Source organism: Liquorilactobacillus sicerae, assembly GCF_029916425.1.
GTDB classification, from domain to species: Bacteria; Bacillota; Bacilli; order Lactobacillales; family Lactobacillaceae; genus Liquorilactobacillus; species Liquorilactobacillus sicerae.
Window position 1 is genome coordinate 1 of sequence record NZ_JAHAVQ010000012.1, and the last position, 14,696, is coordinate 14,696.

The window sequence follows — 14,696 nt, forward strand, 5'->3', positions numbered from 1 at the left end:
TCAAACTCTCATTTTAAAGTTTGTGACTCAAATTTATTACTAGCGAATTGACTTCGCAAATGTTGTCCTTTTTCAAGGCCCTGCACATTTGTTTATCGAAACTTTGTTCAGTTTTCAAAGGTCTACCAAATTATCAAAATCCACATGATACAAGAATTAATTATACGCTTTGTTAATAAAAAGTCAAGAAAAAACTTTTTTAATTAATTCTAATGTGAAAAAAATATCTCTAAGGAATGGATTCCTTATCAACAACAATGAATATAATACCAACTATTCATCTAATCGTCAATAACTTTTTTAAATTTTCTCAAACAAAAAAAGCAACCTTAACCAGACTGCTTTTTTAGCACTACGACAAAACTATTTAATTATCTCAAGTCCATGAAGGTATGGACGCAAAGCTTCTGGTACAGTGACAGTTCCATCTTGATTTTGATAATTTTCTAAAATTGCAGCTACTGTTCGACCAACTGCTAAGCCAGAACCATTAAGGGTATGCACATATCTGAGTTTACCATTTTCATCACGATATTGAATATGAGCACGTCTAGCTTGAAAATCTTCGCAATTAGAACAGCTTGAAATTTCACGATACATATTTTGAGCCGGGATCCAAACTTCAAGATCATGCGTCATAGCGGCTGAAAAACCCATATCTCCAGTTGAAAGGGTAATAATATGGTATGGTAAACCCAATTTTTCCATGATATCGCCAGCGTTCTTAGTCATCTTCTCCAATTCACCATAGGAATCCTCTGGCTTGCAATATTTTACCATTTCAACTTTGTTAAACTGATGCATCCGAATCAATCCCCGGGTATCACGACCAGCACTACCAGCCTCAGAACGAAAGCATGGTGTTAGAGCCGTAAAATAGACTGGCAACTGTTCAGTTGGAATAACCTCATCCCGATAATAATTCGTCAACGGAACCTCAGCTGTTGGAATCAAAGTCATATCTTGTCCTTCAACTTGAAAAACATCTTCCTTAAATTTAGGAAATTGACCAGTACCATACATTGAGGCATCATTAACAATATATGGCGGGAGAATCTCTGTATAGCCTTCATTTGTATGCTCATCTAACATGAAATTGTAGACTGCCCGCTCAAGTTTTGCTCCTAAGCCTTTATAGTAAACAAACCGACTGCCGGCAACTTTGGCTCCTCTGGCAAAATCCAGAATCCCTAACTTTTCGCCGATCTCCCAATGCGGTTTAGGAGTAAAATCAAATTTGCGTGGTGTTCCAATCTTTCTTAACTCAACATTGAAGCTTTCATCTGGCCCCACCGGAATCGATGGATTTGGCAAATTAGGCAATCGTGAAACAATATATTCTACCTTTGCTTGAGTTTCCTTTAAATTATCTTCGAGTTTTTTGATTTGTTGACCAACCTGCTTCATCTGAGCAATTTGCTGACTAGCATCTTGTTTATTACGTTTAGCCTGAGCGATTGCTTCTGAGACTTCATTTTTTTGTTGACGCAGAGTTTCGCTTTCAACAACTAACTCCCGACGTTTTTTATCCTCCGCTAGCAATTCATCGATCGTCTCAAATTTGACTCCTCTAGTTGCTAAACGTTCTTTTACTTCATCTTCATTTTGCCGAATCTTTTTGATATCAAGCACTCTAATCTACCTCCTAAAATAATAAAAAAGACTTTTTTCATCCCATCTATAAAATGGGACGAAAAAGTCTTAGATCCGCGGTACCACCCAAGTTTAGCGATCAAAATCACTACCCTCTAATAATAACGGTCTCCCGTGCAGTATTATCTGCCCACATAACACCCGCTGGAGTTTCGGCACTGTGATTTTCACCAACCATCACATCTCTTGAAAGCTTACTTATGGCGGACTCTCGTGTTTGTAATTTCTATGCTATATGCTACCATACTGAAGTTTAAGCGTCAACTATTGCTGTTCTTTTTTTAAATCATGTGGTGTTAAGTCAACCTTATCTAATGGAATCATTTTAGTTCGATAGCGAATTTTATAGTAGCAAAACAAAATCAAAAACAATGGCACACTCATATAACTGACACCAATTGCTTGCCAATCAAGATTTTCAAACGACTTCAAATCCTGACCAATAATGACTAACACACACAAAACAAACGACAAAATTGGCCCAAAAGGAAATAGTTTAGCTCGATATCGTAGTTCAGAAAGTGAGCGTCCTTGTTTTTTCATCGCTAAACGAAAACGATAATGTGAAATGGCAATTCCTAACCAGGCAATAAAACCAGTCAAACCACTAGCACTTACTAAAAAAGTATAAATATGTGTCCCAAAAATACTCATTAAAAATGTAAACAAGCCAACTACTGTTGTTCCCAACAAAGCAGGAAACGGAATTCCTCTTGGACTTAAGCGTCCAAAAACCTTTGGTGCATCACCATGACGAGCTAAGGAATACAACATCCGAGTTGAGGCATACATTCCAGAATTAGCAGCTGATAAAACTGATGTTAAAATCACAGCATTCATGACACTAGCAGCCGAAGCCAGCCCAGCACGACGAAAGACCAATGTAAATGGACTGATCGTAATATCAGAAGCACTTGAGCCTAAAAGATTTGGACTAGTATATGGGATCAAACAAGCAATTACAAAAATTGATAAAATATAAAACAATAAAATTCGCCAAAAAACTTGTTTAATCGCTTGCGGAATGCTTTTTTCAGGAGTAGCCGACTCGCCAGCAGTAATGCCAATCAACTCTGTTCCTTGAAAAGAGAAACCAGCAACGACAAAAACGCTTAGAATGGTTGGGATACCACCAACAAAGGGAGCCTTTTTATAAGCAAAGTTTTCTAAACCAACTGCATGTCCCCCCATAATTCCAAAAATTGTTAGTAAACCTACGATCAAGAAAATAATGACCGTCACCACTTTGATCAATGCCAACCAATACTCAGTTTCACCAAAAGATAAGACTGAAAAGCTGTTAATCAAAAAGATAATGAGCAATGCAATTGCACTGAAAACCCAAGTTGGAACATTAGGCAACCAGAACTTCATAACTAAAGAAACCGTACTAACATCGACTGCTAGAGTAATTGCCCAATTAAACCAATAATTCCAACCCATTGCAAAGCCCAAAGCTGGATCAACGAAACGACCCGAATAAACAGCAAATGAGCCGGTCACTGGCAAATAAGTTGCCATTTCCCCCAAACTGGTCATTAAAAAATAGACCATTAGCCCAATTCCCGTATAAGCAACTAAAGCGCCACCGGGTCCAGCAGTCGAAATTGCTGAACCACTAGCTACAAACAGACCGGTTCCAATACTGCCGCCTAAAGCAATCATTGATAAGTGTCTGGTCTTCAGTGCTCGTCTAACATGTTGAATCTTACCTTCCATTTTCCAAAATCCTCCTTGAATAACTTAGAGGCCAACCAAGCGCAATTTACTAATTACAAATTTTAATTAAAAATAAAAAGCCCTACTGGATCACGATCAGCAAGACTTCTTTCAAATTAACAAATTAAGTCAAACTCGACAGCGCTCCGCAATCTATCAATTGCGACAGTTCCTGATTTTTTCAATCAGATCCCAGCTTGAAAATTATAAAGCAAATTCAAACTTCGGCGGAGTCTCCTTTAACTGTAGGTCAGCGATGCTTTATCATCTCACTGCAGCTACTTATATCATCCGCAACCTCTTTTCGATAACTATTAAATTATACTTAAAAATCCAATTAATGCAACTGGTCATCCAAAATCTGTTGTCCAAGCCCCTGATTGAAGCTGTAGTCAACTGGAATATCCACAATTACTGGTCCCTTAGTCGCAAATGCTTGATCCAAAACTTGGCCTAAATCAGCTGCCTGGGTAACCCGCAAGCCAGTCGCACCAAAACTTTCCGCATACTTAACAAAATCAACTGGGCCAAATTTAACTCCACCGGATTCACCGTATTTCAACTCTTCTTGGAACTTGACCATATCATAATAACCATCATTCCAAATAATATGAACAATATTTAAGTTTAACCGCACTGCTGTTTCTAAATCTTGAGCAGAAAACAGAAAGCCACCATCCCCAGACATTGAAACAATTTGAGTATTCGGTCGAACTAAAGCCGCCGAAATCGCCCACGGCAAAGCTACACCTAATGTTTGCATCCCATTGCTGAATAATAGATGACGTGGGGCATAGCTTCTAAAATGACGTGCCATCCAAATATAAAAGCTACCGACATCAACCGTAACCGTCATATCATCAGTAATTCGTGACTGTAAAGCGCGGATCACGCTCAATGGATGATTTAAAACCTGGTCCTTTTTGACTGCTGGTGCAGCATCACGCTCTTCAAATTTTTGATGCAGCTTTGCCAAATATTCTTCTGATTCAACTGGAACTTGGTAACCCTTCATATAAGGCAACAAGAAATCAAGGGTCTGAGCAATATCACCAATCAATTCTCTTTCTGGTTGAAAATTCTTGTCGATCTCAGCAGGCATCGTATCAATCACAACGATATTCGCTTTACCTTCTGCATTCCAGTTACGTGGTTCATATTCAATCGGATCATAACCAATTGCAACCACTAAATCGCTCTTTTTTAATAATCGATCACCTGGCTGATTGCGGAAAAGTCCAACACGGCCAAAGAAGTCAGCTTCTAATTCACGCGGAATAATTCCGGCACCTTGGAAGGTTTCAACAACTGGTAAATGTGTTTCAGCAATCAAATTTCGAATCGCTTTAGTTGTTTCTGGTGAGGAAGCCCGCATTCCTAATAACAAAACTGGTAATTTTGCTGTCTTAATTCGTTGCGATAACAAAGTTGACTCAATTGGACTAGCTGGGCCAAGCTTTGGGGCAATTAAAGGCTTAATTACTTTGGTCTGAACATGTGCATCTGTAACATCCTGTGGAACTGAGACAAAGCCAGCACCTTGTTTGCCCGCTTCTGCTGCTTGATAAGCATTAGCTATCACTTCAGAAACATTTTCTGGATCTTGAACTTCGGCACTGTATTTAGTGATTGGGGCAAATAGTGAAGAATTGGCCATGCTTTGATGCGTCTGACGTAAAAGGTCCGTCCGTTGCACTTGACCAGAAATAGCCAAAACCGGATCTCCTTCAGCTGTTGCCGTTACTAAACCTGTTGCCAAGTTGCTGGCACCAGGGCCGGAAGTGGTTAGTACAACTCCCGGTTTGCCAGTAATTCTGCCAATTCCTGCGGCCATAAACGCTGCATTTTGTTCATGACGTGTCAAAATCAACTTAGGTGCCTTCGCATCTGATGGATGTGCTAACCTTTCAAAAACTCGATCAATTTTAGCACCCGGAATTCCAAAAACATATTTAACATCATGATTGATCAAACTATCAACAATTGCATCTGCCCCGTAATAATCTTTATTATTTTCTGTCATTGGCCGACTTACCTCCAAAGTTATCTTTATCCGCAAAAGTTTTAAATGAGTATTGCACTTCTTAATCTTACCATCAAAAACTGTTGTGAAAAAATTAATTTAAATTGGCAACCAAATTTATTTTTGAACTCTTAATTTCTGAATCTCAGGCAGAACTATTTTAGCCTCGTTTTGCGGATCATTCCAATCAATCAGTGGGATCTTGGTACTACCAAAAGTATCAACAATGATTTGATAAACAGTTTTAGTTTGCAAATACTGGCCCCAGCGCAAATCAGCTTGGTGAAAAGCTTCATTAATTACATGTGTTGCCTCTTGTGACAACGGCCGAAAATCACGAAAAACTAAATCGATGAAACCAAGATCAGGGTAAGTTTTAATTTCTCCTTCAGTTGCTTCAACAATTTCTAACAAGGTTATATTTTTCGGATCTTTAGCCAACGAAAAGCCGCCGTTATTACCAGAAGTTGACGTGATTAGTCCTGCGATTACCAGCTTACGCAAGAGTTTCTGCAAATAACTTTGCGAGCCATTGACCCGATCATGGATCACCTGAGAAGAAATTGGAATCTGTCGATTTTGTGTCGCCAGTAAAGCAATAATGCAGGCTGCCTGTTCGAATCCTTTTGTTAATTGCATAAAATCATTCCTTTAAAATTAATTTCAACTAAATCACTTTGTGAAAGGCAATAAATTTTTTGATCACTAAATTTGATCCCCATAACGACTTAAAAATGTCCTGAATTTCAAAACCATTTTTTTCTAAAACGCATTGTGAAGCCAGATTATTCCATGAAACAAAGGCATCGATCCGTTCAATTTTTTGATTGGCAGCCCAATCAATTACTCCTGCAACTGCTTCAGTCATATAGCCTTGATTTTGAAACTTAGGGTTAAGCGCATAACCTAAGAGCTTTTTCTTCTGGTCAGGAGCTGTTTCTTTGTTTACAGTTTCATATAAACAAAGATTACCAATCACTTTAGTTTGTTTTCTTTCCTCTAATACCCAGCTTTCAGAAGAGGCTAATTGTTGAACGAATTTCAAAGCTGCTTGTTTTGTCTGACAACATAAAAAGCCACCTGCTTGAGCAACCTGTGGATTAGAAGCATATTCAAAAATATCTGTTAAGTCTTTTAAAGTCGCCTTTCTAAGGACCAAGCGCTTAGTTACAATTTTGTCCATTAATTACCTCTTATTTGTTTTTTCTTTAAAAGTATATTGCCGATTTTTCAAGGATTGCGGCTGAACCATGGCAAAAATGATAAATAAATCTCCTAAAGCAAAAATAAATTTCATCAGTATCAGCCAAGCAGACCAGCCACAATCATGCAAACGACGCACTTGAGCTGTGGTGATTGTAATATAAACAAAAGTTATCCACGCGCTTAATATTAACCGAAAAGTTGGATCAACTAAATTAGGCATAAACTGACTAATTGCTGTAATTGCTAAGCCAAGGATCATTCCAACAACTAAAGACATTAAGTTAAGGCCCAAAAATGCCCACCAATAATCTGCTCGACCCATTCGCTTGGAAACTTTAAAAGTATCATGAATCAACAGTCGAGTTGAAACTTTTAAACCAGGATGAACAGATTCATTCTTAGGTAACTTGACCTCCGCTGCTGTTTCTGACTGTGAATGATGATGGGAAGCTGAATCTATTAGTTTAGATTCAGTTGTCGGCTTTTCACTTGGTTGAGCAGCATCTGGTTGTTGCGCTTGGTAATAGAAAAACGCTTGATCTGCTCCACAAAAAGGACAATAATTAGCATTTACCGGAATCTTTTTCTGACATTTCTTACAATTTTTAGTTTCTGCCGGCTTTTGTTCCTGTAAAACCGCACAATAAGGACAAGCCTTGACATTTTCTTCAATTTTGCGGCCACATCTTTGACAATATTTCATATAAGTCAATAACTCCTTCTTACTAAAACTAGCAGAGTAAATAAAATAATTATTAAGTTTCTAATATGTTCAGCCTTTTTGCGGTAACATGAAAGATAAAGATTATTTGACCTCAGGCTATCATTAAGAAACATTATACCTTAAATTAAGCCTTGATTGTTAGACTAATCTTTGCTGTTTATCCAAGGTACCTAATTACATTATAGTTTAATTTTTGCCTGAAGATTAGCAGTTGCAATTATTTATGATAAGATATCAATTGTATGCTAAGGCCAAAGGAGTCTTTTTATGCCAACATCTGATCCAAATCAAGCAGCAACCTCAGCACGCACTCGTTCACAAAATAGCATCAAACGTAAGCGAAAAGCTCGGCTGATTTCTTTTTTTATCATTTTGATTTTTGTAGTTTTTAGTGCCTTTTTCTTTCATCATCTTGATCAACTCTATCAAACAGCTCAGAAAACTGCCGATAAAGTTTATAATTCTGCCAAAATTTCTAAAGCTCGAGACCCTCAGCAATTATTGCGTGAAAAGAAACCAATCTCAATTTTATTAATGGGAACTGATACTGGCGCTTTAGGCAGAAACTTTAAAGGTCGGACTGATACAATGATCGTCGCCATTTTAAACCCCAAGAAACAAAAGGTAACTCTGGTTAGTTTACCGAGAGATGCTCTAGTTGCAGTTTATGGTTTCGAAAATTATTTCCCAAGTAAATTAAACTCGGCTTATGATTATGGTGGTTCGGGTACAGCTGTTAAAACTGTGCAGAAATATTTAAATGTTCCAATCGACTTTTACATGACAATTAATATGGGCGGTTTGGAAAATTTGGTCAATGCAGTTGACGGAGTAAAAATCAAATCGCTATTGACTTTCAATTATGGTGGTTATGCTTTTAAAAAGGGTGCTGTTCAAACCATGAATGGTAAACGTGCTTTGGCTTATGTCCGCATGCGTCATAGCGATCCACTAGGGGATTATGGCCGACAGCAACGGCAACGACAGGTGTTGGCAGCAATTGCTCATAAAGCTGGTAATTTGAAAAATCTGATGTCAACATCTTTTTTCGATGAAATCAGCAAACAATTACAAACTGATCTAACTTTTAAGGATTTTGAAATGTTGGCGTTGAATTATCGCCATACCTCAAGAAATATCAGCTCTGATCATGCCCAAGGAGAACAAGACGAAATTGATGGGACGTCTTTTGAATCTGTTCATGAAACTGAAAAACAGCGAGTTACTAATGAATTGCGTCAAGCTTTAGATCTTCAAGCAGCAACCACTGGCAGTACTTTAAGCAGCTCAAACAAAATTAACACTACTTCTAAGAATTAATCAATTCCAAGACGAGTCACCTATCCCGAGCACACAACAATAGAGGCTGGAAAATTAAAATTTTCCAGCCTCTTAATTTTTTATTTGCCTGAACGACAAAGATTTCTTTGAACGTTAAAATGTCCCTGACGTAATTCAATTTGGACATCGCAATTTCGAGCAACCTCAGCCTCATGAGTTACGATAATCACGCAACGGTTCTCTTCATGCGCTAATTTTTTAAACAGATTAATAACTTCATTGGTGTTATCTTCATCTAAGTTACCAGTCGGTTCATCAGCTAATACTAATTGAGCATCGCAACACATCGTTCGCACAATTGCTACCCGCTGCTGCTGTCCTCCAGATAAGAAAACTACTTTCTTATCTGCCAACTGTCTGTCAAGCCCAATTTTAGCCAACAGCTGTAAAACATACTGACGATCATGGCGATGTTTTGAGCCCGTCAGTTCCATAGCCGTTAGAATGTTTTCCATAACGGTCATATAATCAAATAGATTGTATGCTTGAAAAACCATCGAAACATCTTTGCGGCGATACTCTGACAAATTGTTGGCAGTGACCATTTTCTCTTGATATTTAAGTTTGCCGCTAGTTGGAACATCTAAACCGGCCAGCAATGATAAGAAAGTTGTTTTACCTGCCCCGCTGCGGCCAACGATTGCATATAACTCGCCAGCATCAAATTCTAAATTGACATGTTCAAATAGTTTTTTGTCACTTTTTGGATATCGATAAGTTAAGTCTTCAACTTTTAGCAAATTAATCCCTCCAGATCATATTAAATCGGTTTACATTGTTAAAATTTTCTTTGGTGGCCAGCGTAAGATATTGATTGTACCTAAAATCACTGCAATAAAGATAATCAGTAAGCCAAAGCCTAAAAGTTCAAGAACATTTTTAACACTGATCTTCAAATTTAAAGTTGATGACTGTTTTTGGCTTGTTGTCGTATTGCTTTGGCCTTGAGTTGGTTGCTTTTGTCCCTTGAGATTTCCTTGGCTCATTCCTTGGGAATTACTGCCTCCTGGCATTCCTCCAGTCTGACTACTACCACCAACCGATGTTGTCTGAGTAGTTGTTTGCTGGATCAACTGTTTGGACATCAAGTTGCCTGCATATTTACCACCGATCAATGCAATCACGGAGGAAACAAGCATTACTAAAAATAGCTCGGTAAAAAACTGCCAAATGACTTTAGTTTTCTTTTCACCAAGTGCCAACAAAACACCTGCTTCATAACGCCGCTCACGCACCATTAAGATTACTAGCAAAGTCAAAATAGCTGTGCCCGCAATACAAACTAACCAAATAATTTTTTGTGAGAAACTCTTAATATTATTTAATGGCGTTAACATGGTCTGATAAACAGCATCATTTGTGCTTAAAGAAAATTTGGTCGTATTAATTAATTTTTTCGCTTGTTTAATAAAGGTTGATGCTTTAGCTGGATCTGTCATTGTAAAACTGACTGAATCAACTTTTTGTGATGTTCCCTTCAATTTACCAACAAATCTGCTTGATAAATAAAGAGTATTTGCTGGATCACTCATTTGTGGCTGCGTTTGACTCGTTGATGCAGAACTTGCTCGGTAAACTCCAACAATTTTCAGTTTAACAATCTCACCCGAAACTTTGACTTTAATTTGATCACCGACTGCCAAATCATTTTGTTTAGCCAATTGTTTTTCAATGACTGTATGATTTGTTCCTTGATCATTAACTGTTAAACCACGTCCAGAAATTATCTTATTAGTTCCATCAGAAAAATCTGAGGTTAGTGCAGTAGAAGTTACTCCAGACAATGACAAACTGCTTGAACTGCTATTAGATTTGTTTTTTGATCCCATTGGACCAGCTTGCTGATTAGTTGTGGTGGTTTTAATTGCTTTGAACGATTTAGCCGTTCCATTAGTACTATTCAAAGTATTATAGTTTTTCACATAATTTGATTTAGCTATCTTTCTGACAGTTTTCAAATCTACACTTGAAAAAGTTAGACTTTTTTGCTGCTTGTTTTTACGTAACTGTCTAAAAGCATTACTCCGATTAGCACTTAAAGTAACTGTTGCATTGGCACTTTGTTTAGCATTATCGACGGCTTTTGAAGCTGCTTCTTGAATCAGTAAACCGGCAAAAACAAACAACAAAATTGCTGACATGATCAAAATCAATAATAAGGTTCGACCTTTTTTACGGATCACATTCAGCCAGGCACGTTTTATAAAATTCATCTTCTATCCTCCAACTATTATCATTTCTGTTGAGCTTTAATTTGATATTTTTAAGCATAGAGAAAAGCTTTGAAGTTTTTGAGAATTTTTTGCGATCAAATACCAGATTACTTTTGAAAAGTTATTAAATCCACTAAAAAAGCTGACAAGATTTTTGTCAGCCGTTTAAATCTGTGTTAAAAAGTCTTAATTATTTGAGAACAGTCTTAAAATATGCCCGTGCAACCAGCTCAGCAATAAAGAAACCCATTGCAATCGAACCAGCAATCATCAATACTTGAACTAGATAATCAATTCCTTGTAGATCATGACCAAAAGCAAAACTTCGAACAGCATTATAGGCCTGACCACCTGGAACTAACGGGACTAAACTGGGAATATTAAATAAAATCATCGGCATTCTTAATTTTTTGGCCATAACCATCGAGCTGAGCCCAATCATCAAAGCTGCCAACAAATTGGACAAAATCGTCCCCGCCTGGATCATCCGCAACCCTAAAAAAGTCATCCAGCCCAGGACTCCAACCCAGCCACAAGCATTCAAGGCTCGATGCGGAATATTAACAATGATCCCAAAACCTAAAGTTGCTAAATAGCAACAAAATATCTGCATCACTAAATAAGTCATCTTTCAATCCTCATTTACATAAATCGAAAAACAAACGCAATTCCCATTGCTATCGCACAAGCACTTAAAAAAGCTTCTAAAGCACGAGCACTTCCACTTAGCAAATGACCAGCAAAAATATCACGAACTGCATTGGTAATCGGCACTCCCGGAACTAACGGCATAACTCCGCCAATCGTTATCATGTTAACTTCGAGACCCCAATGATAACGAACTGCTAAAACGGCGATCAATCCAATCAAAAACGAACCCAAAAACTCACTAACGAAGCGAATCTTCAAATGATTATTGATAAAATAGTAACAACTATAACCTAGTCCACTGGCAATTGCCGTCGCTAAAAGATCTTGCCATTTGCCACCATACATTAAAAGCAAGGTACAGCTAACAACAACTGCTGCCAATAACTGGAGCCAAAAAGAAAAGAACGGCGTTGAAATATTTAATTTAATCAAATTGTCATGCAATTCTTTTAAAGTTATTTTCCCAGCTTGATAGGCTCGCGAGTTTTGATTTACCAAAGATACTTTTTCTAGATCGATCGTCCGCTTTTGAATTGGTTCAACTTGTGATGAACGTTTTTCTGGAATTGACATCAAAATTCCCGTGGTTGTTTCAAAAATCTTAGGCTGCTCAATTCCCGAGTTGCGGGCAATTCGTTTCAAAGTATCATCGACTCGTGCCATATCGGCCCCATTTTCAATCATAATTTTGCCAGCTAATAAAACCGTTTCAATAATTAAATCATACCGTTGCAATTTTATTGTCCTCCTGAATCCTTTGGGCAAATTATCTTATAAAGTGGCTAAATTTGCAATTGATAATTGCTCATTGCTCAGTAAATAACATGAATTTAATTGCCAAACAAATCAAAGTCGTAATAATTACAAGACTTGTCATTACTATAAATAAGAATTGGTATGATAATAAATCGATAATAACCCCGCCAAGCAGTGGTCCAATCGCATGGCCGAGTGAACCTGAAACACTGACAAAGCTTTGATATTTGCCTTTTTCGGCTGGCGCACTTAACCGATCCGCTAACGCCGGAATTGTTGGAAATACAATTACTTCGCCCAAGGTCACTAAGGTCATTGAAATAATAAAATGCAAATAATCTTTAGCGAAAATCAACGAAATAAAGGCAATCCCAAATAAAATAAAACCACTAAAAGCTTTATAGAATTGATTAATGTGATAATGTTCTTCAAAATAATTTAAAATTGGTTGCAAAATAACGATCAAGGCTCCATTTATCGTCCAAAGATAACTGTACTTTTGGAGTGAAATAGCTAAGCCTTGCATATAAATTGATAAGTTGCTTTGCCATTGCGAATAGCCAATTTCAATTGAAAGATAAACTAATAATAAACTACCGATCATTAAGATATTACGTTGAGCAGTTTTCACTTTAGTAATTGCAAGCTGGCTTTGCGAATTTTTAACATCGAGAGGCTTTTTAACATTGTAATGAAACTGCGCTACCAACCAAAAAATAATAAATAGAATCCACGTTATCACAAAAACTAAGCGAATATCATACTTAATCACTGTTCCAACCAACATTGTTCCTAAAACAACGCCTATATTAGCCATAAAATACAACATATTAAAAACATAGCGTGAGTCTTTTCCTTGAACCAAGGTTGCTAAAGAATTAATAATTGTATTAGCAATCGATCCACCAAAAGCATTCAAAACCAATAAAATTGGATAAGCTGGCCAGCCATTGAAAAAAATCAATAAAAACATGGACACGATCGATAAACCTAAAGCTGCTTGCAGCCAAAAATGAAAATGCAAATGATCAAAAATATAACCCCCAAAGTAACTTCCAACAATCATAACCACTGACTCGATCAGCAAAACTACTCCAGCTAAAGACAAAGTTTGATGCAAATAATCATGCATATAAACTGTTGTCAAAGGCCAAATAAAACTGGTTCCAGTGCTGATTAGTAAGCTACCTAGTAAAAGCCAGTTAAGCTTTAATTGCTTTTGCTGCCTCATATTTTCCTCCAAAAAAAACCGGAGCAAGATTTGACTCCTGCTCCGGAACACGTTTTTAATTATTTAATAACTTTAACAGTAAGCTTAATAATTAATCTTTTACAACGTTAACAGCTTGTGGTCCACGATCGCTTTGTTCAACATCAAAAGTTACATGTTGACCTTCATCCAAAGTTTTGAAGCCGTCGCCTTGGATAGCTGAGAAATGTACAAATACATCGCTGCCATCTTCACGAGTAATAAAACCGAAACCTTTGTCTGCGTTAAACCATTTAACAGTACCTTGTTCCATAATAAAAATCCTCCTTGTGCCGCTTGGGCACTTCTAAATATTAATAAAATTGTAATTCTTGATCGGCACAAATGGGGAAAGTTATTTGAAACAATCTAACCACGGTAACCCATACAAAAATACAATTTGAGTATAACATAGCTTTTACAAAAAAGATAGCTAATTACCTAACTTATTTCACAAAGATATAATGAGCTGCCTTAAAACTGACATTCATTTCTTGCTGATCGGAAATTAGTTGAATCTTAACTGGCCCTTCAAATGGCTGATGTGCAATTACCTTTAAACGATCACCAATCTTCAATTTTAAATCATCCAAATAAGTTAGTAAATCATGATTATCAATGAACCGCTCAACGACTACCGTCTGTCCATCAGCCACATCGGCCAATACCAAATGACTGTCTTCTTGATACTTGCCATCAGCACTGGGAATAACCCCGCCATGAGGGCAATGCGTCGGGTAATTTAAAAAAGCATCCAAATGATTCATCAAGCGGTCACTTGTTGTGTGTTCCAAGATCTCTGCGTCATCATGAACATCAGCTAATTTATAATCTAATTTATCATATAAAAAGACTTCCCATAAACGGTGTCTCCTGACCAGCTGTTCAGCAACTTCGATGCCCTTAGGTGTCAGTGAGATACCTGCATAAGGTGTATGTGAAGCCAGTTCTTCTTTGACTAGCTTACTGACCATCTCTGTAACTGAACCAGCTGCAACATTCAAGCTCAATGAAATCTGTTTATTTGTGATTTTCTTTTTGGTACCACCTAATTCAAAGATTATTTTCAAATAGTCTTCCTTCATTGGAGTCATAAATTGTCCCCCCTGTTTCAGTTATCCTTATTTCTTAAATTACTACACTCAATTTTAATTATACCAA

Annotated in this window: 14 protein-coding genes and 1 riboswitch; of the genes, 1 reads left to right on the top strand and 13 read right to left on the bottom strand. The window is 37.3% G+C overall.

The features are described from left to right. Window positions 1-363: 363 nt before the first annotated feature. The 6 genes from serS to KH893_RS08345 form a co-directional block, all read right to left on the bottom strand. On the bottom strand, window positions 364-1,632 hold the full coding sequence (serS, locus tag KH893_RS08320; protein ID WP_281165693.1) for a serine--tRNA ligase: 1,269 nt from the start codon (window positions 1,630-1,632) through the stop codon (window positions 364-366). Window positions 1,633-1,917: 285 nt separating this feature from the next. After that, window positions 1,918-3,372 carry an amino acid permease gene (locus tag KH893_RS08325; protein WP_281165694.1) on the bottom strand — a complete coding sequence of 485 codons (1,455 nt, stop codon included), beginning with the start codon at window positions 3,370-3,372 and terminating at the stop codon, window positions 1,918-1,920. A gap of 131 nt (window positions 3,373-3,503) precedes the next feature. After that, a riboswitch (Lysine riboswitch) is annotated at window positions 3,504-3,683 on the bottom strand. Between the two features lie 26 nt (window positions 3,684-3,709). Further along, entirely contained in the window at window positions 3,710-5,395 is a 1,686-nt protein-coding gene (gene alsS / locus KH893_RS08330; protein WP_281165695.1) for an acetolactate synthase AlsS, read from the bottom strand. Window positions 5,396-5,512: 117 nt separating this feature from the next. Then, complete coding sequence (locus KH893_RS08335; RefSeq protein WP_281165696.1) at window positions 5,513-6,034, bottom strand: Rrf2 family transcriptional regulator; 522 nt, start codon at window positions 6,032-6,034, stop codon at window positions 5,513-5,515. Window positions 6,035-6,062: 28 nt separating this feature from the next. Further along, window positions 6,063-6,578, bottom strand: a complete 516-nt coding sequence (locus tag KH893_RS08340; protein WP_281165697.1) for a GNAT family N-acetyltransferase — start codon at window positions 6,576-6,578, stop codon at window positions 6,063-6,065. Between the two features lie 3 nt (window positions 6,579-6,581). Next, window positions 6,582-7,304 carry a zinc-ribbon domain-containing protein gene (locus KH893_RS08345; RefSeq protein ID WP_281165698.1) on the bottom strand — a complete coding sequence of 241 codons (723 nt, stop codon included), beginning with the start codon at window positions 7,302-7,304 and terminating at the stop codon, window positions 6,582-6,584. A gap of 288 nt (window positions 7,305-7,592) precedes the next feature. On the opposite strand from KH893_RS08345, the gene KH893_RS08350 reads away from it, so the two are divergent. Beyond that, on the top strand, window positions 7,593-8,645 hold the full coding sequence (locus tag KH893_RS08350; RefSeq protein ID WP_281165699.1) for an LCP family protein: 1,053 nt from the start codon (window positions 7,593-7,595) through the stop codon (window positions 8,643-8,645). An 80-nt stretch (window positions 8,646-8,725) separates the two neighbouring features. On the opposite strand, the gene KH893_RS08355 is transcribed toward KH893_RS08350, so the two are convergent. The 7 genes from KH893_RS08355 to KH893_RS08385 form a co-directional block, all read right to left on the bottom strand. After that, window positions 8,726-9,406, bottom strand: coding sequence for an ABC transporter ATP-binding protein (locus KH893_RS08355; protein WP_281165700.1), 681 nt, complete (start codon window positions 9,404-9,406; stop codon window positions 8,726-8,728). A gap of 30 nt (window positions 9,407-9,436) precedes the next feature. Continuing rightward, on the bottom strand, window positions 9,437-10,879 hold the full coding sequence (locus KH893_RS08360) for an ABC transporter permease (RefSeq protein ID WP_281165701.1): 1,443 nt from the start codon (window positions 10,877-10,879) through the stop codon (window positions 9,437-9,439). A gap of 190 nt (window positions 10,880-11,069) precedes the next feature. Then, window positions 11,070-11,507, bottom strand: a complete 438-nt coding sequence (locus tag KH893_RS08365) for a threonine/serine exporter family protein (RefSeq protein WP_281165702.1) — start codon at window positions 11,505-11,507, stop codon at window positions 11,070-11,072. 14 nt (window positions 11,508-11,521) lie between these two features. After that, on the bottom strand, window positions 11,522-12,265 hold the full coding sequence (locus KH893_RS08370; protein ID WP_281165703.1) for a threonine/serine exporter family protein: 744 nt from the start codon (window positions 12,263-12,265) through the stop codon (window positions 11,522-11,524). A gap of 70 nt (window positions 12,266-12,335) precedes the next feature. After that, window positions 12,336-13,517, bottom strand: a complete 1,182-nt coding sequence (locus KH893_RS08375) for an MDR family MFS transporter (protein WP_281165704.1) — start codon at window positions 13,515-13,517, stop codon at window positions 12,336-12,338. Window positions 13,518-13,608: 91 nt separating this feature from the next. After that, a complete protein-coding gene (locus KH893_RS08380; RefSeq protein WP_010581203.1) occupies window positions 13,609-13,809 on the bottom strand; it encodes a cold-shock protein in 201 nt (66 codons plus the stop codon). A gap of 172 nt (window positions 13,810-13,981) precedes the next feature. Then, a complete protein-coding gene (locus tag KH893_RS08385; protein ID WP_281165705.1) occupies window positions 13,982-14,629 on the bottom strand; it encodes a metal-dependent transcriptional regulator in 648 nt (215 codons plus the stop codon). Window positions 14,630-14,696 lie beyond the last annotated feature (67 nt).

Excerpts from the sequence above, each read along its gene's own strand:
- KH893_RS08325 (WP_281165694.1), bottom strand. The coding sequence starts at position 3,372 with ATGGAAGGTAAGATTCAACATGTTAGACGAGCACTGAAGACCAGACAC.
- KH893_RS08375 (WP_281165704.1), bottom strand. The coding sequence starts at position 13,517 with ATGAGGCAGCAAAAGCAATTAAAGCTTAACTGGCTTTTACTAGGTAGC.
- KH893_RS08385 (WP_281165705.1), bottom strand. The coding sequence starts at position 14,629 with ATGACTCCAATGAAGGAAGACTATTTGAAAATAATCTTTGAATTAGGT.
- KH893_RS08380 (WP_010581203.1), bottom strand. The coding sequence starts at position 13,809 with ATGGAACAAGGTACTGTTAAATGGTTTAACGCAGACAAAGGTTTCGGT.
- KH893_RS08365 (WP_281165702.1), bottom strand. The coding sequence starts at position 11,507 with ATGACTTATTTAGTGATGCAGATATTTTGTTGCTATTTAGCAACTTTA.
- KH893_RS08340 (WP_281165697.1), bottom strand. The coding sequence starts at position 6,578 with ATGGACAAAATTGTAACTAAGCGCTTGGTCCTTAGAAAGGCGACTTTA.
- KH893_RS08350 (WP_281165699.1), top strand. The coding sequence starts at position 7,593 with ATGCCAACATCTGATCCAAATCAAGCAGCAACCTCAGCACGCACTCGT.
- KH893_RS08345 (WP_281165698.1), bottom strand. The coding sequence starts at position 7,304 with ATGAAATATTGTCAAAGATGTGGCCGCAAAATTGAAGAAAATGTCAAG.
- KH893_RS08335 (WP_281165696.1), bottom strand. The coding sequence starts at position 6,034 with ATGCAATTAACAAAAGGATTCGAACAGGCAGCCTGCATTATTGCTTTA.
- alsS (WP_281165695.1), bottom strand. The coding sequence starts at position 5,395 with ATGACAGAAAATAATAAAGATTATTACGGGGCAGATGCAATTGTTGAT.
- KH893_RS08360 (WP_281165701.1), bottom strand. The coding sequence starts at position 10,879 with ATGAATTTTATAAAACGTGCCTGGCTGAATGTGATCCGTAAAAAAGGT.